The sequence below is a fragment of the Marinobacterium maritimum genome (assembly GCF_039523155.1).
Lineage (GTDB): Bacteria > Pseudomonadota > Gammaproteobacteria > Pseudomonadales > Balneatricaceae > Marinobacterium > Marinobacterium maritimum.
This window is the reverse complement of the sequence record NZ_BAAAET010000007.1, coordinates 20,034-39,544: the sequence shown is the minus strand read 5'-3', so window position 1 is coordinate 39,544 and position 19,511 is coordinate 20,034. Positions and strand designations below refer to the sequence as shown.

At 59.5% G+C, this 19,511-nt stretch carries 21 protein-coding genes; 16 read left to right on the top strand and 5 right to left on the bottom strand.

Going from position 1 to position 19,511, the window contains the following annotated elements; genetic code table 11:
* Positions 1–15: 15 nt before the first annotated feature.
* A complete protein-coding gene (locus ABD013_RS17315) occupies positions 16–984 on the bottom strand; it encodes a class 1 fructose-bisphosphatase (protein ID WP_343808884.1) in 969 nt (322 codons plus the stop codon).
* 147 nt (positions 985–1,131) lie between these two features.
* On the opposite strand from ABD013_RS17315, the gene mpl reads away from it, so the two are divergent.
* The 5 genes from mpl to ABD013_RS17290 all read left to right on the top strand — a co-directional run bounded on the left by mpl (position 1,132) and on the right by ABD013_RS17290 (position 5,546).
* A complete protein-coding gene (mpl, locus tag ABD013_RS17310; protein ID WP_343808882.1) occupies positions 1,132–2,514 on the top strand; it encodes a UDP-N-acetylmuramate:L-alanyl-gamma-D-glutamyl-meso-diaminopimelate ligase in 1,383 nt (460 codons plus the stop codon).
* Entirely contained in the window at positions 2,504–3,139 is a 636-nt protein-coding gene (locus ABD013_RS17305; protein ID WP_343808880.1) for a flavin prenyltransferase UbiX, read from the top strand. Before mpl ends, ABD013_RS17305 begins: the two co-directional genes overlap by 11 nt.
* Positions 3,140–3,244: 105 nt before the next feature.
* A complete protein-coding gene (gene tsaB, locus ABD013_RS17300) occupies positions 3,245–3,937 on the top strand; it encodes a tRNA (adenosine(37)-N6)-threonylcarbamoyltransferase complex dimerization subunit type 1 TsaB (protein ID WP_343808878.1) in 693 nt (230 codons plus the stop codon).
* Positions 3,934–4,758, top strand: coding sequence for an undecaprenyl-diphosphate phosphatase (locus ABD013_RS17295; RefSeq protein ID WP_343808876.1), 825 nt, complete (start codon positions 3,934–3,936; stop codon positions 4,756–4,758). Before tsaB ends, ABD013_RS17295 begins: the two co-directional genes overlap by 4 nt.
* Complete coding sequence (locus ABD013_RS17290; RefSeq protein ID WP_343808874.1) at positions 4,755–5,546, top strand: class I SAM-dependent methyltransferase; 792 nt, start codon at positions 4,755–4,757, stop codon at positions 5,544–5,546. Before ABD013_RS17295 ends, ABD013_RS17290 begins: the two co-directional genes overlap by 4 nt.
* 51 nt (positions 5,547–5,597) lie before the next feature.
* Here the strand turns inward: ABD013_RS17290 and ABD013_RS17285 are convergent, their stop codons facing one another.
* Positions 5,598–5,804, bottom strand: a complete 207-nt coding sequence (locus tag ABD013_RS17285; RefSeq protein WP_343808872.1) for a SlyX family protein — start codon at positions 5,802–5,804, stop codon at positions 5,598–5,600.
* Between the two features lie 191 nt (positions 5,805–5,995).
* Between ABD013_RS17285 and ABD013_RS17280 the strand changes: the two genes are divergently transcribed.
* The 3 genes from ABD013_RS17280 to ABD013_RS17270 all read left to right on the top strand — a co-directional run bounded on the left by ABD013_RS17280 (position 5,996) and on the right by ABD013_RS17270 (position 8,975).
* The gene (locus ABD013_RS17280) at positions 5,996–6,451 is read left to right on the top strand and encodes a cold-shock protein (protein WP_343808870.1); all 456 of its coding nucleotides are present in this window, start codon (positions 5,996–5,998) and stop codon (positions 6,449–6,451) included.
* Positions 6,452–6,585: 134 nt separating this feature from the next.
* Complete coding sequence (locus ABD013_RS17275; RefSeq protein WP_343808868.1) at positions 6,586–6,897, top strand: antibiotic biosynthesis monooxygenase family protein; 312 nt, start codon at positions 6,586–6,588, stop codon at positions 6,895–6,897.
* The gene (locus tag ABD013_RS17270; RefSeq protein WP_343808866.1) at positions 6,897–8,975 is read left to right on the top strand and encodes a sensor histidine kinase; all 2,079 of its coding nucleotides are present in this window, start codon (positions 6,897–6,899) and stop codon (positions 8,973–8,975) included. Before ABD013_RS17275 ends, ABD013_RS17270 begins: the two co-directional genes overlap by 1 nt.
* Here ABD013_RS17270 and hrpB read toward each other — a convergent pair.
* Positions 8,966–11,533, bottom strand: coding sequence for an ATP-dependent helicase HrpB (hrpB, locus tag ABD013_RS17265; RefSeq protein WP_343808864.1), 2,568 nt, complete (start codon positions 11,531–11,533; stop codon positions 8,966–8,968). The two genes, ABD013_RS17270 and hrpB, sit on opposite strands and share 10 nt — an antisense overlap.
* A gap of 207 nt (positions 11,534–11,740) precedes the next feature.
* On the opposite strand from hrpB, the gene ABD013_RS17260 reads away from it, so the two are divergent.
* The 8 genes from ABD013_RS17260 to dnaB all read left to right on the top strand — a co-directional run bounded on the left by ABD013_RS17260 (position 11,741) and on the right by dnaB (position 17,679).
* A complete protein-coding gene (locus tag ABD013_RS17260) occupies positions 11,741–12,322 on the top strand; it encodes an anthranilate synthase component II (protein WP_343808862.1) in 582 nt (193 codons plus the stop codon).
* 24 nt (positions 12,323–12,346) lie between these two features.
* Positions 12,347–13,387: an anthranilate phosphoribosyltransferase gene (gene trpD / locus ABD013_RS17255; protein ID WP_343808860.1), complete on the top strand. Its 1,041-nt coding sequence runs from the start codon at positions 12,347–12,349 to the stop codon at positions 13,385–13,387.
* Entirely contained in the window at positions 13,387–14,214 is an 828-nt protein-coding gene (trpC, locus tag ABD013_RS17250) for an indole-3-glycerol phosphate synthase TrpC (RefSeq protein ID WP_343808858.1), read from the top strand. The genes trpD and trpC overlap by 1 nt, the downstream gene beginning before the upstream one ends.
* A 26-nt stretch (positions 14,215–14,240) precedes the next feature.
* On the top strand, positions 14,241–14,648 hold the full coding sequence (locus ABD013_RS17245; protein ID WP_343808986.1) for an OsmC family protein: 408 nt from the start codon (positions 14,241–14,243) through the stop codon (positions 14,646–14,648).
* 133 nt (positions 14,649–14,781) lie between these two features.
* Positions 14,782–15,192 (top strand): 30S ribosomal protein S6, encoded by a 411-nt coding sequence (gene rpsF / locus ABD013_RS17240; protein WP_343808856.1) that lies wholly within the window; start codon positions 14,782–14,784, stop codon positions 15,190–15,192.
* Between the two features lie 28 nt (positions 15,193–15,220).
* Positions 15,221–15,451, top strand: a complete 231-nt coding sequence (gene rpsR, locus ABD013_RS17235) for a 30S ribosomal protein S18 (protein ID WP_010321876.1) — start codon at positions 15,221–15,223, stop codon at positions 15,449–15,451.
* 137 nt (positions 15,452–15,588) lie between these two features.
* Positions 15,589–16,035 (top strand): 50S ribosomal protein L9, encoded by a 447-nt coding sequence (rplI, locus tag ABD013_RS17230; protein ID WP_343808853.1) that lies wholly within the window; start codon positions 15,589–15,591, stop codon positions 16,033–16,035.
* Between the two features lie 255 nt (positions 16,036–16,290).
* Positions 16,291–17,679, top strand: coding sequence for a replicative DNA helicase (gene dnaB, locus ABD013_RS17225; protein WP_343808851.1), 1,389 nt, complete (start codon positions 16,291–16,293; stop codon positions 17,677–17,679).
* Positions 17,680–17,694: 15 nt separating this feature from the next.
* Here the strand turns inward: dnaB and ABD013_RS17220 are convergent, their stop codons facing one another.
* Complete coding sequence (locus ABD013_RS17220) at positions 17,695–18,126, bottom strand: acyl-CoA thioesterase (RefSeq protein ID WP_343808849.1); 432 nt, start codon at positions 18,124–18,126, stop codon at positions 17,695–17,697.
* Positions 18,127–18,154: 28 nt separating this feature from the next.
* Complete coding sequence (gene bioA, locus ABD013_RS17215; RefSeq protein WP_343808985.1) at positions 18,155–19,456, bottom strand: adenosylmethionine--8-amino-7-oxononanoate transaminase; 1,302 nt, start codon at positions 19,454–19,456, stop codon at positions 18,155–18,157.
* Between the last annotated feature and the right edge of the window lie 55 nt (positions 19,457–19,511).

Genomic DNA, 19,511 nt, shown 5'->3' with positions numbered 1-19,511 from the left:
TTGTCGGTAAAAATGTTACTTGCAGTGGTACTCGTGCAGGGCTTCCACTTCCTCTTTGGAGCCCAGTGCCACGGATACGCGCTGGTGGATATGGTCCGGCTGGACATCAAGGATGTCGCTGTAGCAGGTGCTGGACAGGCCGCCCGCCTGTTCGATCAGCAGGCTCATCGGGTTGCCTTCGTACATCAGGCGCAGCTTGCCCGGCTTGGCCGGATCGCGGGAGTCCCAGGGGTAGGTAAAAATGCCGCCACGGGTCAGCACGCGATGTACTTCGGCCACCATGGAGGCGATCCAGCGCATGTTGTAGTTCTTGCCGCGCGGGCCTTCGGCACCTTTGAGCAGGTCATCGATATAGTTGCGCATCTGCGGTTCCCAGAAGCGGTGGTTCGACATGTTGATGGCGAACTCCTTGGTCTGGGTCGGGATCTGCACGTTTTCGCGAGTCAGCAGGAAGTCACCGGTGTGTGCCAGGGTGAACATGTTCACGCCCTGGCCGGTGGTCAGTGACAGTACGGCAGACGGGCCGTACAGAACGTAGCCGGCTGCGACCTGTTTGCGGCCGGCCTGCAGGAACATCTCGACGGACTCTTCCTGAACATCCTTGGGCGCTTCCAGGATAGAGAAGATAGTACCGACTGACACGTTGATATCGATGTTGGAAGAGCCGTCCAGCGGGTCGAAGGTAACCAGGAAGCGGCCTTCAGGGTTGCCGAAGACGGGATCGTCTTCCTCTTCGGACGCGATACCGCGTACCAGCGGGTTATCCAGCAATACCTTTTTCAGCACATCGTTGGAGATGACATCCAGTTTCTTCTGGGTTTCACCCTGAACGTTGGTGTCTTCGGTGGTGCCAAGCACGCCGGCCAGAGCGCCTTCACGCAGCTGCAGGGCGATCTCCTTGCAGGCGATCATCAGGGTGTCGATCAGTTCGACAAGTTCGAGGTCGGTGTCGTGGTGTTTCAGGTAGTTGCTGAGCAGCTGCATGGGTGCGTTCGGCCTTTGGTTGATCCGATTAAAAAGACCCGTTCATTGTACGCTAAGCGCCCGGGATTTGCATGGTTGGCGGGTGCGGTTTTCATGCTTCCGACCTGTTATGATTGGGCGCATACCCAAATAAAAAGGAGTACCGGGGTGCATATCCATATTCTCGGAATCTGTGGAACCTTCATGGGCTCGCTGGCGGTGCTGGCCAAGCAGCTCGGCCACCGGGTGACAGGCTCGGATGCCAATGTCTATCCGCCGATGAGTACCCAGCTGGAACAGCAGGGCATCGAGTTGATCGAGGGCTATGATCCGGCGCAGCTGGAACCCCAGCCGGACCTGATCGTGGTCGGCAACGCCATGTCCCGTGGCAACCCCTGTGTCGAGTACATGCTGGAGCGCAACATGCGCTACACCTCCGGCCCGCAATGGCTGCACGATCATTTGCTGGCGGATCGCTGGGTGCTGGCCGTGGCTGGTACGCACGGCAAGACTACCACCGCCACCATGCTGGCCTGGATTCTGGAACAGGCAGGCATGGCGCCGGGCTATCTGATCGGTGGCATTCCGTTGGGGTTCGAGACCTCGGCGCGTTTGGGCGAAACGCCCTTTTTCGTCATCGAGGCCGACGAGTACGACACTGCATTCTTCGACAAGCGCTCCAAGTTCGTGCACTACAACCCGCGTACCCTGATCCTCAATAACCTGGAATTTGATCACGCCGATATTTTCCCGGACCTGGCCGCGATCCAGCGTCAGTTCCATCACCTGGTTCGACTGGTGCCCAATAACGGTCAGGTCATCATGCCGGCTGACGCCGAGGCGCTGGACGAGGTGATCGAGATGGGCTGTTGGAGCGAGCAGGTGCTGACCGGTTTCGATCGTCGTTCGGCCTGGTCGGCACAGTTGCTCAGCGAGGACGGCAGTCACTTTGCCGTACAGCATGAAGGTGAAACGCTGGGTGAAGTCTGTTGGCAGTTGACTGGTCTGCACAACGTCAGCAATGCCATCAATGCGTTGGTGGCGGCGCGCCATGTGGGCGTGCAATCGGAACATGCAATCGATGCCTTGAGCCGCTTTGGCGGTGTTAAGCGTCGCATGGAACGCTTGGGCGAGGTCGCAGGTATCACTGTTTATGACGACTTTGCCCACCACCCCACGGCGATCCAGACCACGCTTGAGGGGATCAAGGCCCGGGTCGGGTGCAGTGCCGAAGTGGTCGCCGTGATTGAGCCGCGTTCCAACACCATGCGGCTGGGGGCGCACAAGGAGGCGCTGGCACAGTCGACGGCGGCAGCCGACAGGGTTTACTGGTATCAGCCTGAAGGTATGGATTGGTCGCTGGAAGAGGTCGTCGAGCAAAGTCCGGTGCCGGCGCGGCTGGAAACGAATATTGACGCTCTGGTTGGTCGTCTCGTCGGTGAGCTGCCGCGCGGTGCTCAGGTGGTGATCATGAGTAATGGCGGTTTTGGCGGCATTCACAAGAAGCTGCTGAAGGCACTGGAACAGCGGGAGTCGATTCATGTCCTCTGAGCATGAGGCTGCTTTCTCACGCCGGGTGACCCTGGCAATTACCGGTGCGTCCGGTGTCCAGTATGGCCTGCGTTTGCTGCAGTGTCTGCTGCAACTGGATACTCAGGTGCTGCTGATGGTGTCCAGGGCGGCGCAGGTGGTGATCGCCACAGAGACCGATCTCAAGCTGCCGGGTGCTCCGGACGCGATGGAAGTCTTTCTGACGGAAGAATTCAGTGCCCGGCCGGGTCAGATCAAGGTGTATGGCCGTGAGCAGTGGATGGCGCCGGTGGCCTCCGGTTCAGGGGCGCCCAGTGCCATGGTGGTATGCCCCTGCAGCACCGGCACCCTGTCGGCGATCGCCTGCGGTGCCAGCAACAACCTGATCGAACGGGCGGCCGATGTGGCGCTCAAGGAACGACGCCAGCTGCTGCTGGTGCCGCGTGAAGCACCTTACTCCGAGATCCACCTGGAGCATATGCTCAAGCTGACCCGGATGGGAGCGGTCATCGTGCCGGCCAGCCCGGGGTTCTATCAGCGCCCGCAAACGGTAGAAGAGATGGTCGACTTTATTGTTGCCCGCCTGCTGGCTCAGTTGGGCTTCGAGCAGACCTTGCTGCCACGCTGGGGTGAAGCGATGCTTTAATCTGTTGACCGCGGGCACTCCCTTTGGGGGCGTGCCGGGTCGGCAGATGCATTGTCCCCGTCCTGTTATTACAATAGCCCCGTTTTCATTCTGACCGAGAGTCCCATGTCCAATATTCTCGCCCTGGATACCTCCACTGACGCCTGTTCGGCGGCCCTGCTGCTGGATGGCAAGTTGACGCAGCGTTTCACCATTGAGCCTCGTCGTCACACTCATTTGATCTTACCCATGGTAGAAGAGTTGCTGGCTGAAGCTGGCGTTGCGCTTAAGGCTCTGGATGCCATTGCCTTTGGACGTGGCCCCGGTTCCTTTGCGGGCATTCGCATCGCGACCGGTGCGGCTCAGGGACTGGCCCTTGCGGCTGACCTGCCGGTAGTACCGGTGTCCACTTTGGAGGCCATGGCCTGTGCCGCAGACGAGGGGGCGGGTGATTACCTGCTGACCGCACTGGATGCACGCATGGATGAGGTCTACTGGTGTGCCTGGCAGCGTGAAAATGGCCAGCTAAAGCGACTGGTGGATGAGCAGGTGTGCGCTCCCTCCGGGGTTTGCCTGCCGGAGTCGGTCGCCAACGAGACATTTGTCGCGCTTGGCAGCGGTTGGCGATACCGGGACCAGATGACTTCTGCTGTAAGTGATTGTATCGGCCAATGCAGTGCGGACGTTTATCCTCAAGCGGCAATCATGGCGCGTCTGGCTGCAGCAGCGGTGGCTCGGGGTGAAACCATTGCGCCGGATGAGGCGCGGCCAGTTTACCTGCGTGATCAGGTGGCCTGGAAGAAAAAGGATCAACAGTGAATTTCAGCGAATGGATACATACGGCCGCTTTGGCGGTCATCCAGGGATTGACCGAGTTTCTGCCGATCTCCAGTTCGGCGCATCTGATTTTGCCATCTCAGTTGCTGGGCTGGCCTGACCAGGGGTTGGCCTTCGATGTGGGTGTTCATGTTGGCACGTTGATGGCTGTCATTTTTTACTTCCGCCATGAACTGGTGACCATGACGCGCGCCTGGGGGCGCTCGCTCAGTGGCAACACCGATGCTGAAGGGCGCTTGGCCTGGCTGGTTATTCTGGCCACCCTGCCGGCGCTGCTGGCGGGCTTTATGTTGGGTGGACTGGTCGATCATTATGGGCGTTCCATTCTGGTGATCGCGGGTACTACACTGATTTTCGGTGTTCTGCTGGCCTGGGCCGATGCACGACGAACCGAGCAGCGCCAAACCGAAGCGCTTGGCGTGCGTGACGCCTGTCTGATCGGGCTGGCTCAGGCTGTCGCGCTGATTCCGGGTACCTCGCGCTCCGGTATCACCATCACGGCAGCCCTGATGCTGGGGTTCGACCGGCAGACCGCGGCGCGCTTTTCGTTTCTGTTGTCGATCCCGGTGATTCTGGGGGCAGGTTCATTGAAAGGGGTTGAGCTCTACCAGGAAGGCAATGGTACTCACTGGCTGCAGGTGGGGGTGGGGACGGTCATTGCCGGCTTCAGCGCGCTGGCGTGTATTCATCTGTTCCTGAAATGGCTGGACCGGGTGGGGATGAAGCCGTTCGTCATCTATCGCCTGCTGCTGGGCATGCTGTTACTGGCGGTCTATTTCGTCAATCCGGGGAATCTGTTGTGACCCTTGCGGTGGGGTGGGACGGTGCCGCTGATGAAGTGGCGGCAACGGCTTTGGCGCAAAGGCTGGAGTTGCCGCTGGTGGCGCAGCCGGATCTGAGCCGGAGTGAACCCTGGGATCAGGTGTTAATGGTTGCCAATGGAGAGGTGTCACTCTGTGCCACCGGGCGCAAGCGCCCCGGCCCGGTGAAGGCTGATTTTACCGGTGGTGCCGTGGCGCATCGACGTCAATTTGGGGGCGGTACGGGGCAGCTGATCGCCAAGGCCTGTGGCATCAAGGGGGGCATACGACCCTCGATTCTGGATGCGACGGCCGGTCTGGGACGGGATGCCTTTGTGCTCGCGACTCTGGGGTGCCGGGTGCATATGCTCGAGCGCTCACCGGTGGTGCATGCACTGCTGGAATCCGGGCTGGAGCAGGCCCGGGCGACTGGCGAGCTGGATGATATCCTGGAACGGATGACGCTGGAGCAGGCGGATGGGCGTCAGTGGCTCGAACAGTGCTCTGCTGAGCGGGCGCCGGACCTGGTGTATCTGGATCCGATGTTTCCGCATACGGACAAGAAAGCGCAGGTGAAAAAGGAGATGCTGGCGTTTCGTGAGCTGGTAGGCTACGACAGCGATGACCGGGAGCTGCTGGCTGCTGCGCTGAATGTGGCACGCTATCGAGTGGTCGTGAAACGAGCACGCAAGGCCCCGGCAATCGAAGGGCCAGCTCCGACCTATACGGTTGATGGCAAGTCCAGCCGATATGACATCTACGCGCTGAAAGCGCTGGGCAGTGACAGCTGAGCGCTCGGCAGCGACTCGTTATGGCACGAGTGCTGCCGTTACCCCGTCTTCTCAATAGTGGGGTGGCGCCTCATCGGCGGCCGGGATATCGCCCTCGGAGCCGAGTTCACGCAGCTGCACATTGAGAATTTTGACCACTCGAGTCAGGCGCTCGATATCCATCTCCTGCTTGGCGACCATTTCGCTCAGCTTGTCGATGGCATCCTCCTGGAAGGCGATACGTGATTCCAGCTCTGCAAGGGTCTCGTGATCGGCCATGTTCAGTCTCCTTCCAATCGGGTGAGGTGTGCCTGAAGCATAGACGATCACGTCGTTGACGAAAAGGCGGCCGTCGGTTAAGCCGTTGAAAAAAAATGGTGGATACAGTATATCTGCTCAGTTAGTGCGCGGTTCATCGACCATTGGCGCACCTTCACCATTAATACCTCAGTTAATAATAGAGAAGATCCATGAGCGGTAATCAGTTAATCAAGAGTGTTCTGGCCAGCGTGCTGGCTGCGTTTATTATTCCTTTCCTGCTGCAAAAAGTTGCCTCCATCGAAATCGGGTTCACCCTGCCGGTTCTGGCTGTGGTGGCCGTGGTGGTTTTCATTGTTTCTCTGGCGGCTGCCTGGCAGTCGGGCAGTGCGGTGCCGGCCACCAAGGCAGCGGCTGCACAGCCGGCAGTTGATGTCGAGAGCGATGATGCTAATGACACCCGCGAGCTTGGGGTCGTCAAGTGGTTCAATGTCTCCAAGGGCTTCGGCTTTATCACCCGTGATAATGGCGATGATGTTTTTGTTCATTTTCGTAATATCCGTGGCCGTGGCCATCGTTCTCTGAACGAAGGTCAGCAGGTGCGTTTCAGTGTTCGTGAAAGCGATAAAGGGCTTCAGGCCGAGGACGTTTCCATCGTTCGCAGCTGATCCCTCCGGCCGGCTCCCTGGGGGCCGGCCAACTTCTTTTCCTTCCTGCTTTTCCCGTCCTGTTACAACGTTCTGCCTGACTTGCTTGCGCGAATCTTTGATAGACTGAAACTCTATACAAGCGGGAGATGGATATGTTCGTTGTAGCAAACAGAATCATGGTGAATCCGGACTACGAAGAGGCTTTTGCCGAGCGTTTTCGTCAGCGTGCCGGCCAGGTTGAACAGCAGCCCGGGTTTGTTCGCCTGGAAGTTATGCGGCCGGTCAACGAGGGCTGTCCCTGGGTGGTGATGACGCACTGGCGCGACAAGGGAGCATTTGAAGCCTGGGTTGCATCAGAGGACTTCAAGGCCGCCCATCGTGAACAGTCCCTGCCGAAAGAGGCCTTTGCTGCCGGTGGTGGCCTGGAAATGCACGAAGTGGAGATTCACGCCGGAAACAGTTGATGCCAGCCAGACGCAAAGGCGTGACACCTTCGGGGCTGCTCAGTACCCAGCGCTGGGTCTGGCGTGCGCTGGTGCGTTCGGCATTGATCCCCCTGCTGCTGGTGGAAACCCTGCTGGTGGGGGTATACCTCTTTTCCAGTGGCTATATCCGTGAGGGTAATATCGATCTGTTGCGTGATCAGGCTGATGAGCAACTGATCAATACCGCGCGGCTTGAGGTCAACGTCATCAACGAGCAGGTGCGGACTATTACCGGTCTGGTCGAGATGTACCGCAGGTCTGTGGGGCGTGCGTTGTCGGCCCCGCCACCGGACAGCGGTGAGGGTCAATATAGCCGGAATGCTGCCGGGGTGCTGTTCAGCCCGAACAATGACGGTCGCGCTGCGTCCTTCTATTCGGCCATAACGCCGGTCGAGCGTCAGGATATAGGCAAGGTCTATCAGCTGGAATCTCTGGATCCGCTGATGCTGGATATGATGCAAACCCATGCGATGGTCAATGCCATCTACTTCAACAGTTGGGACGGCTACAACCGCATCTATCCCTGGTTTGATACCACGGCCCAGTACGAACCCGATACCGTGGCACGAGACTACCCCTTCTATTACGCGGCGGATGCTTTGCATAACCCCGGACGTGACGTGGTCTGGACGGATGTCTATGTGGATCCGGCAGGCCTGGGCTGGATGACATCGGCCGTGGCACCGGTCTACCGGGGCGACTTTCTGGAAGGTGTGGTCGGTGTGGATGTCACCGTGGCTACGATTGTGAAGCAGATTCAGCAACTGGATATTCCCTGGCAGGGCTATGCCGTGCTGATCAACCGCCAGGGAACGATCATGGCACTGCCGCCACGTGGTGAGCGGGACTTCGGACTGGAGGAGTTGACTGCTTTCAACTACAGCGCAGGCGTGCCTGGCGAAAACTTCAAGCCGGAACGTTTTAATATCCGCCGGCGGCAGGATACGGCAGCACTGGCGGACCGGATGTTGGCCGAGTCTGACGGTCAGGGCGTACTGGTGCTGAATGGTCAGCTGAAGCGTGTGGCCTGGCGCGAGGTCGAGACAGCGGGCTGGCAGTTGTTGACCATTGTGGACGAGGCGGCGATCTACCGCTCTGCCGATGAGCTGGCACGCCACTTCCGTACCATAGGTTTTCTGCTGATTCTGGGGCTGGTGCTGTTTTACCTGTTGTTCTTTGCCTATATCTGGCGCCGTTCCGTCTGGCTCAGCCGGGCGGTCTCGGCGCCTCTGGCAACGCTGAACCGGGTGTTGTCAGAGATCGGTCAGGAGCGCTATGACCAGCCACGACTGCAGTTCAAACTGCACGAGCTGCAGCAGAGTGCCGATGCAGTGGTCAAAATGGGAGCGGCGCTGGGGCGCGCCAACCGGGCCAAGAACCGTTTCCTTTCCAGTATCAGCCATGAACTGAGAACACCGCTGACATCGATTATCGGTTTCGCCCAGCTGGCGCAGTCCAGTGACAACCTGGGTGAGGATGAGCGTGCCTGTGTCGATGAAATTCTGCGTGCCTCTGAGCATCTGCTGTGCCTGATTAATGATGTGCTGGACCTGGCGCAGGTGCAGGCGGAACAGATTCACGTGCATCCTGAGTCCCTGTGCCTGGCGGAGCTGGTCGATACCTGTCTGCGGATGGTCCAGCCCCAGGCAGCTGAGAAGTCGATACAGCTGCAGGCGTTTCGGCAGGGGCGGCAACTGGAAGCCTGGGCCGATGCCAACCGGCTGAAACAGATTCTGATCAACCTGCTGTCCAATGCGATCAAATACAATCACCCCGGTGGGCAGGTCCGGGTGGAGTGTGCACAGCAGGGGAGACGAGTCAGGATCAGTGTCGTTGATACCGGAACCGGGATCAGCCCCGACAAGCGGTCTGAACTGTTTTTGCCCTTCAATCGCCTCGGTTACGAGAACAGCAATATTCCGGGGACCGGCATAGGTCTGAGCATCAGCAAGCAGCTGGTTGAGCTGATGGGCGGCGACATCGGTTGCGACAGCCAGCCCGGTAAGGGATCTACCTTCTGGATTGAGCTACCGCAAGTCGCGATCACTCAGGACTGAGCGGCTCGTTTGGTACGAGCCGTTGCCGGTGCGTTGGTTGGATCTTCAGGCCAGGGGTGCTTGGGATAACGCCCCTTCATCTCCTTGCGTACCTCGGTATAACTGCCACGCCAGAAGCCGGCCAGATCCTGAGTGACCTGCAGCGGTCGTTGTGCCGGTGACAGCAGGTGCAGAGTGACCGGTGCGTTGAAGCCCAGTCTTGGCGTGTCGGTGCAGCCAAACATCTCCTGCAGCTTCACCGCCAGTACCGGCGGTGTCTGGCTGTAATCGACCCTGATACGAGACCCCGAAGGCACCTGAATACGCTCCGGAGCCAGGCGGTCCAGCTCCTGCTGCTGCATCCAGTCCAGACGGCTGCGCAGGATGGCGGCCATATCCAGGCGGGCGAAGTCGCTGCCTTTACTGACGCTGTCCAGCCAGGGCGTCAGCCACTCTTCCAGTGATGCGAGCAGAGCCCTGTCCGACAGATCGGGCCAGCGCTCCGGCTCCGAGTCATGCTGGCGTACAAACGCCAGCCGCTGGCGCAGCTGCTCGGTGGTGTCGTCAATGGGCAGCAGCGTTAACCCCTTACTGCGTACCTGGTCGATCAGGGCGGCTGTCTTGAGTGCGGGATCAAGGTCTTTTGTGGATGTTCTGCGCAGGATCAGCTGGCCGACTCGGGTGCGCTGCTCGGCAATCAGGCGGTCCTGTTGCGTATCCCACTCGATCACTTGCTCTGTCTGCCGGAGGTCGGCCAGCAGGGTATCAAACAGTCCGGGATCCAGTGGCGCCGCCAGGCGGATCTGATCGGTGGCGCTGTCCTGACGGCTGCTCAGTGACGCCACGGCAAGCCAGTCGTAACGGCTCAGCCGGTCCTGTCCGGACAGTTTGGCGCCGCGCCCCTGGCTGAGGCGGTACTGACCGGCCTGGCCGTCATGCTGGTTGGAACGCTGGCGCGCGATGCGGTCGGGGTAGGCGCAGGCGATCAGATAGCCGGGGGCGGCCTCTGTCGACAGTGTCGGTGCTTTGGTTGCCCGCGTATCAGGGCAAAGCTGTCGGTACTGCTGCGCCAGCCGGTGCAGTTGACCGCCCTGACCGCGTCCCCCCTGCTGCTGCAGCCATTCCAGCCGCTGCTGAATATCGGCTTGTGGCGTTTTCAGCGGGTCACGCTCTGACAGTAGTGCCGCCAGATCTGCAGCCTGTCTGGCAAGCCCCTGTTCTGAACCGCACAGCAGCATATGGGCGAGGCGTGGATGGGCCGGCAAGCCGGCCATCTGCTCGCCGCGCAGCGTCAGTCGGAACTGGCCTGGAGCCGGTGATTCCAGGGCATCCAGTTGCTGCAGAAGGTCCAGCGCCTGGTTATAGGCGGCGGCCGGCGGCGGGTTCAACCAGCAGAGTTCGGTCGGGTCGTTGACCCCCCATTGCAGCAGCTGCAGTGCCAGCGGTGCCAGATCGGCGTGCAGGATTTCGGCGGGTGTCTGTGGCTCCAGCTGAGCCTGTTGCTGTTCGGACCAGAGGCGGTAGCAGGTGCCGGGGCCCAGGCGTCCGGCACGGCCGGCACGTTGGGTCGCCGCGGCCGCCGACACCCGTGTGGTCAGCAGGCGAGTCATGCCGCTGCCCGGGTCAAAACGGGCCTGACGGCTGAGACCGGCGTCGATGACCACCTCGATCCCTTCAATGGTCAGGCTGGTTTCGGCAATCGCAGTGGCCAGTACCACCTTGCGCTGGCCGGGCTCGGGCGCGGCGATGGCGCGCTGCTGTTCACTCAGCGGCAGGTCGCCGTAGAGCGGGGTGACGAGTCGATCAGGATCGGCCGGCAGGCTTTCATCCAGCAACTGCATCACGCGGCGGATCTCGCGCTGTCCCGGCAGGAAAACCAGTTGGCTGCCGCTGTGCCGGTCCAGCGCCTGGCGGATGCGGCTCACCACCCGTTCCTCGATCGGGCTGTCGGTGCGGCTCGGCGCTGAATAGACCAGCTCGACCGGATGAGCGCGCCCTTCGCTGCGCAGTACCGGTGCGCCGTTGAGCAGTGCTGACAGGGCGGCGCCATCCAGGGTAGCTGACATCAGCAGCAGCTTCAGCGGCGGGCCTTCGCGCAGCAGCTCACGTCCCTGCAAGGCCAGCGCCAGACCGGTATCGGCATCCAGGCTACGCTCGTGGAATTCATCGAAGATGATCAGACCGATCTCTTCAAGCCCAGGATCGTCCTGCAGCATGCGGGTCAGTATCCCCTCGGTGACCACTTCGATGCGAGTGGCGGCGCTGATTTTGCTCTCCAGGCGAATACGATAGCCGACTTGCTGGCCGACCGGTTCACCCAGTTGATATGCCAGCCGTTGTGCTGCGGCCTTGGCCGCCAGTCGGCGCGGTTCCAGCAGCAAAATTTTCTGTTCGCCCAGCCAGGGTTGCCCCAGCAATGCCAGCGGCACACGGGTGGTCTTGCCTGCGCCAGGGGGGGCTTCCAGAATCAACTCGTCATGCTGGCTGAGGGATTGGCGTATGGGGTCCAGCAGGGAGTCGATCGGCAGGGGCTGAGGCTTGGTCATGGCGCGGTTTTGGCAGGTTTGAAAAGCACTCACTTTAGCAGAAACCGGTGCTTTTCGCTGAGTCCATTGGCTCAGGATTATCTGTCGCGTGTATCAGTTCGCTATTACACGCGCTTGCTGTATGATGACGAAAAACGGTCTCCAGGCAGGCCGTCCAAGCGATTCTGTTGTTGGCAGTTAAGGTGGATAAAGGTTGCAACACGTACATGAAAGGCGGCTGTTAGTGGCGGAGGCTCTGTCATGCTGCTGATGATCGACAACTTCGACAGCTTTACCTGGAACCTGGTGCGTTATTTCCAGGAGCTGGGGACCGAGGTTCAGGTATATCGCAACAATGCCATCACCCTGGAACGGATCGAATCCCTGCAACCGAGCCACCTGGTGATCTCGCCTGGCCCCTGTACCCCTAATGAGGCCGGCATTTCTGTCCCCGCAATTGAACACTTCGCCGGCAAGCTGCCAATTCTCGGGGTTTGTCTGGGCCATCAGAGCATTGGCCAGGCGTTCGGTGCCGAAGTTGTCCGTGCCCGTCAGGTGATGCACGGTAAAACATCAATGATTGAGCACGCGGATGTGGGGGTATTTCATGGGCTGGACAATCCACTGGAAGTGACCCGCTACCATTCCCTGTTGCTGCGCCCCGAGACCCTTCCTGATTGCCTGGAAGTGACCGCCTGGACCACCGACGCACAGGGGGAGCCGGACGAGATCATGGCTATTCGGCACCGGGAGCTGGCGATCCAGGGAGTGCAGTTCCATCCCGAATCGGTACTGACCCGTCAGGGCCATCAGCTGCTGGACAACTTCCTGCAGCAAGTCTAACCCGTTATTCACAGGAGACACGGAATGAATATTCAGCAAGCGTTGGCCCGTGTGGTTGACCATATCGACCTCAGCCGTGACGAGATGGTCGACGTCATGCGCCAGGTGATGACCGGCGAGTGCAGCGAATCCCAGGTGGCGGGTTTTCTTGTGGCGCTGCGGATGAAGAGTGAATCGATCGAAGAGATCACCGGCGCGGCCCAGGTGATGCGTGAACTGGCGACGCCGGTACGCCCGGAAAAAGGTCCGTTGGTGGATATCGTCGGTACAGGGGGCGATGGTGCCAACCTGTTCAACGTTTCCTCGGCCAGCGCCTTTGTGGCAGCGGCCTGTGGTGTGCATATTGCCAAACACGGCAACCGCGGTGTTTCCTCCAAGAGTGGCAGTGCCGACCTGCTGGAGAAGGCCGGTATCAACCTGGACCTGAGTGCTGACGAGGTGGCTCGCTGCATCGACGAAATCGGTGTCGGCTTCATGTTCGCGCCTGGCTACCACGGCGCCATGAAGCATGCGATCGGTGCTCGCCGTGCACTGGGGATGCGAACCCTGTTCAACATCCTCGGGCCGATGACCAACCCGGCCGGTGCCAAGCGTGAAGTGATCGGAGTATTCACCCAAAAACTCTGCCGCCCCATGGCGGAGGTAATGCAGCAGCTGGGGGCCGAGCACATCATGGTGGTACATGCCGATGATGGCCTGGACGAAATCAGTCTGGCGACCCACACCCATGTGGCAGAACTGAAGGACGGTGAGATCCGCGAATATCGGATATCACCGGAGGAGCTGGGTATCGACAGTCAGAGTCTGATCGGGCTGGTAGTGGACAGCTCCGATGAGTCGCTGGCACTGATCAAGGCGGCATTGAGCAACCGCGACGAGCCGGCGGCTCGCAAGGCGGCTGCGATGGTGGCGTTGAATGCTGGTGCCGCAATCTACCTGGGTGGTCAGGCTGATAGCCACAAGGCTGGTGTTGAGCGTGCGCTGGAGGTGATCGCATCCGGCGCCGCACTGGACAAACTGGAGCAGCTGGCCGCATTCAGCCAGCAACTGGAGCAGGGCAAGTGATGAGCGATACCCCGACCATTCTGAAAAAGATTATCGCGCGCAAGCACGAAGAGGTGGCCGAGCGCAGTGCGCGAGTCTCCATCGATGACCTCAAGGCCCGTATTGCACGCCAGCAGGGCGGTGACACCGATCCGCGAGGTTTTGTTGCCAGCCTGGAGCGTGCGTTGTCCGAAGGCCGTGCCGCCGTAATTGCCGAGATCAAGAAAGCCAGCCCTTCCAAGGGCGTGATCCGAGATCCTTTCGTGCCGGCCGAGATCGCGCCGGGTTACGAGGCGGGCGGTGCCAGCTGCCTGTCAGTCTTGACCGATGTGGACTTTTTCCAGGGCAGTGATGACTACCTGCAGCAGGCGCGGGGCGCCTGTTCGCTGCCGGTGATTCGCAAGGACTTCATCGTCGATCCCTACCAGGTCTATGAAGCGCGCGCCCTGGGTGCCGACTGCATCCTGCTGATCGTGGCGGCGCTTGATGATCAGCAGCTCGCGGACCTGACCGCACTGACCCATGAGCTGGGTATGGATGTGCTGATCGAGGTGCATAACGAGGCCGAGCTGCAGCGCATTCTGCCGCTCAACACCCGCCTGATCGGTATCAATAACCGTGACCTGCACACTTTCGAAGTCAGCCTGGACAACACCTTCAAACTGCTGGATCAGATCCCCGAAGACCGCATCGTGGTGACAGAAAGTGGTATCCTTGCGCCTGAAGATGTCGCTGCCATGCAGGCACGCCAGGTCAACGCCTTCCTGATCGGCGAAGCGTTCATGCGTGCCGAGGACCCGGGCCGTACGCTGGCCGAGTTCTTTGCAGCGGCGCAGACGGCCAACTAACCTGATTAGAGATACATCGCATGAGTATGAATGTCAGTGTCAACTGGGACGGTGATGACCGCTTCAAGGCGACCACCGGCTCCGGTTTCGACATCGTGATCGACAAGGATCTGAAGCAGGGCCCGCGCCCGATGGAGCTGATGCTGGCTGGTCTTGGCGGTTGCACCAGCGTTGATGTGGTCGGGATCCTGCGCAAGGCACGCCAAGACGTGGTTAACTGCGTGGCCGAGATCAATGCCGAGCGCTCCGACGAGGTGCCCTCGGTGTTTACTGAGATCCACGTCAAGTTCATTGTCAGTGGTCGCAAACTGCGTGAAGCCGCCGTGGAACGTGCAGTGCGCCTGTCGGCAGAGCAGTACTGTTCTGCATCACTGATGCTGGAGCGCGGTGGCGTCAAGATCAGCCACAGTTTCGAGATTGTCGAAGTCGAGTAATTGCTCGAAAACGGCTTGTGTTTGGGAGGGCGCGGCAGTAGAATGTTGCGTCCTTTTATTTGTTCAACTCCTTGCTTTCAACCATTCGCATGTGGCGGGTGGCTTGGAGGCTGTGAAACCGTAAGGAGCAAAAATGCGTCATTACGAAATCGTATTCCTGGTTCACCCGAACCAGAGCGAGCAGGTTCCGGCGATGGTCGAGCGTTACAAGGCGCTGATCGAAGGTGCTGAAGGTACTATCCACCGCCTGGAAGACTGGGGCCGCCGTCAGCTGGCTTACCCGATCAACAACGCACACAAGGCACACTACGTGCTGATGAACGTTGAAGCGACTCAGGAAGTGATGGACGAACTGTCCAGCATGTTCCGCTACAACGATGCCGTTCTGCGTAACATGGTGATCCGTTGCAACGAAGCGGTCACTGAAGATTCTCCGATCAAGGCTGCAGAATCTCGCGAAGAGCGCAAGCCGCGTCGCGAAGAGCGCTCAGAGCAGAAGCAGGACAAGCCTGCTGAAGAAAACTCTGAAGCTGCTGCAGAGTAATTACTAACCTATTTTTGGAGAAATTCAGATGGCACGTTTTTTCCGTCGTCGCAAGTTCTGCCGTTTCACCGCTGAAGGCGTCAAGCAGATCGATTACAAAGATCTGGACACCCTGAAAGGCTACGTTACTGAAACTGGCAAAATCGTTCCGAGCCGTATCACCGGTACCAAGGCACGCTACCAGCGTCAGCTGGCGACCGCTATCAAGCGCGCACGCTACCTGGCTCTGCTGCCGTACACCGACAGCCACGACGTTTAATTGAACGTCGGCTGATACAGCCGGAGATCGTGCGCTGATCGCGCCACGATCCGAAAAGATTAATGCTGTGGATATCCAGTGGATATCTGCAGCCAGGATTCAAGACTGCAGCCTTTGCAGAACAAGAGGTTTACGAGATGGAAGTTATTCTGCTCGAAAATATCGGTAAGCTGGGTAAGCTGGGCGACAAAGTTGCCGTAAAATCCGGTTTTGGCCGTAACTACCTGGTTCCCCAGGGTAAAGCCGTACCGGCTACCGCTGCCAACGTAGCACAGTTCGAAGAGCGTCGTGCTGAACTGGAAAAAGCCGCTGCTGAAAAGCTGGCGAACGCTGAAGCCCGTGCTGAGCAGCTGAACGAACTGGAACTGTCCCTGGTCACCAAAGCCGGTGATGAAGGCAAACTGTTCGGTTCTATCGGTACTCGCGATATCGCTGAAGCACTGACTTCTGCTGGTGTTGAAGTCGACAAGAGCGAAGTTCGTCTGCCGGAAGGCGCTATCCGCCACATCGGTGAGTTCGACGTTGACATCCAGGTTCACCCGGAAGTTACCGCTACTATCAAACTGGTTATCGCTGGCGAGTAATCCCCGCCCGACAATCGGTTAAGAAAAAGCACCGCGTGGTATACTGCGCGGTGCTTTTTTTATGTACAGGACGTACAGTATTCCGCGGGTGAATGGATTCACAAGAGCGGTTATGTACAGGACGTACGGTATGCCGTGGGCGCAGGACGCGCTGAAACGGTGATGTACAGGATGTACGCTATGCCGCCACCTGGAGGTGCATAAGCGGCAATGAGTCCTCCTACCACCCAACAGCCAGCAAGAGGTAATTCAGCGATGGATATGGCCGACCTGAATGACGACGCCCTGGAAACGATCAAGCAGCCACCGCACTCGATCGAAGCCGAGCAATCGGTACTGGGTGGCCTGATGCTGGATAACAATACCTGGGATACGGTGTCCGAGGTATTGCTGGAGGATCAGTTCTACCGTCCGACCCATCGCATGATCTTCCGGACCATGCAGAAGCTCATCGATGATGGTCGCCCCATCGACGTGGTGACCCTGTCCGAGGAGTTGGACCGAACCGCCGAGCTGGAAGAGGCGGGTGGCCTGGAATACCTGGTTTCCTTGGCACGCAATACGCCAAGTACATCCAACATCCGAGCCTATTCCGAGATCGTACGCGACCGCTCCCTGCTGCGGCAGATGATCAGCGTGGCCAACGAGATCGCCGACAGCGCCTTCCATCCGGGAGGGCGGGCATCGGACGAAATCCTCAATGAGGCCGAGCAGAAGATCTTCCAGATCGCCGAGGACCGGCCCAACCAGGGGGGGCCCGAGTCGGTCAATCCGCTGCTGAAAAAGGCGGTGGATCGTATCGATGAGCTGTTTAACAACTCCGATTCCCTGACCGGCGTGACCACCGGCTTCGACGATCTGGACGACCGTACCGGCGGTCTGCAGAAGTCGGACCTGGTGATCGTGGCGGCGCGTCCTTCCATGGGTAAGACTACCTTCGCCATGAACCTGGTAGAGAACGCCCTGATGGCCACTGAGCGGCCGGTACTGGTGTTCTCGCTGGAGATGCCCGCCGACCAGCTGGTGACACGTATGCTGTCGTCGCTGGGGCGGATCAACCAGACCAAGGTGCGTAACGGACAGCTGGAAGAGGATGACTGGCCCAAGTTGACCACCGCAGTCAATATGCTGAAGAACAAGCCGCTGTTCATCGATGATCAGCCGGGTATCAGTCCCAACGAGATGCGCACCCGTGCCCGCCGTATCGTCCGTGAACATGGCGATCTGGCCATGATCATGGTTGACTACCTGCAGTTGATGACGCTGAAAACGGGTAAAAGCGAAGGCCGTACCCAGGAAATTTCCGAGATCTCACGCTCATTGAAGGCGCTGGCGAAGGAGATGAACTGCCCGGTGATCGCCCTGTCGCAGCTGAACCGAAGCCTGGAGCAGCGGCCCAACAAGCGCCCGGTGAACTCGGATTTGCGTGAATCGGGCGCCATCGAGCAGGACGCCGACGTGATCATGTTCATCTACCGCGATGAGGTGTACAACGAGGACAGCCCGGATAAGGGCGTGGCCGAGATCATCATCGGTAAGCAGCGTAACGGCCCCATTGGCTCGGTACGTCTGGCGTTTATCGGTAAATACACCCGCTTCGAAAACCTGGCCCACGGGGCCTACGACTACAGCTCGGACGAGTAACAGGTTGGCTGATGCTCAGGATTCCCTGAGCATCTTGTTACGGAAGCCCTCCGGTACGGTTTGCACCTTGCGCTCGTTGTAGTCGAAGAACACGATGCCGGTCTTGGCGTGGGCGATCTCCACCGCAGTCTCCTTGTTGCTGAGCAGGTAATAGAGGTCACAGCCGTACTTGTTGAAGTCGGCTACGGTTACGTCAACCTGCACGCGGTCACCATGGAAACCTTCCGCCTTGTAGACGATGGCCGAGTCGGACATGATGATGCTGGCACCCTCCACGTCAAACTCGGTGTAGTGGTAGTGCTTGAGAAAGCGCAGCCGAGCTTCATGTACCATCGATAGTACGGCGTCGTTGCCCATATGGCCGCCGTAGTTGATATCGCTGATCCGTACTGCCAGCTCAGTGCTGAACAGGTAGTTGTCCGGCATATCCAGTTTGATTCGTGCCATTACAGGCTCCTTCCGAATTGCTCGCCACTCATGCCTGGGCTTTGTCCAGGGCCTGGATTACATCGACCATGGCGCCGGTCAGGGTCGCCAGGTCCTCATCACTCATGATATACGGCGGCATCACATAGACAAGCTTGCCGAAGGGGCGCACCCAAATGCCGCGCTCGACGAACATCGGCTGCACTTCCGCCAGGTTGACCGGTTCGTGGCGCTCGATCACACCGATCGCGCCCAGAACACGCACGTCCGCTACTGACTGGAAGGCGCGTGCCGGTTCCAGCCCTTGCTTCAGGCCGGCCTCCAGTCGCTCTACCTGGCTGCGCCAGTCCATCTCTTCCAGCAGGGTCAGGCTTTCCAGCGCTACGGCACAGGCCAGCGGATTGGCCATGAAGGTTGGGCCGTGCATGAAGCAGCCGGCGCCACCTGAGGAGATGGTTTCGGCGATCTCGGCGGTGGCCAGAGTTGCCGCCAGCGTCATATAACCGCCAGTCAGGGCCTTGCCGACGCAGAGAATATCGGGACTGATGCCGGCGTGATTGCAGGCGAACAGTTCACCACTGCGGCCAAAGCCGGTGGCGATTTCGTCGGCAATTAGCAGTACTTCATGTCGGTCGCAGAGTTCACGGGCGCGGCGCAGCCATTCCGGTGAATAAAAGCGCATGCCCCCGGCTCCCTGGACTACAGGCTCCAGAATCAACGCGGCCAGTTCGTCCTGGTGTTCACTCAGCAGGCGCTCCAGTTCGGCGATATCGCTGGGATCGAATTGGCCATCGAAGGGTGTTTCGGGGCGTGGGGCAAACACCTGCTTGCTGAGTACGCCACTGAACAGTTCGTGCATGCCGTTGACCGGGTCGCACACCGACATGGCGCCGAAGGTATCGCCATGGTAACCGTTAAGGATGCTGAGCATGCGCTGTTTGCCGGGTTTACCGCGGGCGTGCCAATACTGGATCGCCATCTTCAGTGCCACTTCCACGGCAACAGAGCCGGAATCGGCGATAAACACCCGCTGCAGCGGCTCCGGAGTCATGTCGACCAGCTTGCGCGACAGTTCGATGGCCGGCGTGTGGGTCAGTCCGCCGAACATCACATGGGCGGTGCGGTCGATCTGTTCCTTGGCGGCGGCGTTCAGGCGGGGGTGGTTGTAACCGTGTACCACCGACCACCAGGAGGCCATGCCGTCGATCAGCTCACGTCCGTCGCTGAGCTTGATGCGTACCCCTGATGCGGACTCGACCGGGTACATGGCCGGCGGGTTGATCATCGATGAATAGGGGTGCCAGATATGCTGGGAATCGAAGGCCAACTGTTCTGCATTGGGGCCGCTCATCATGGGCGCTGACTCCTCGTGTATGGGTGAGGGGCCTCATTAGAGCGGTCTTTGC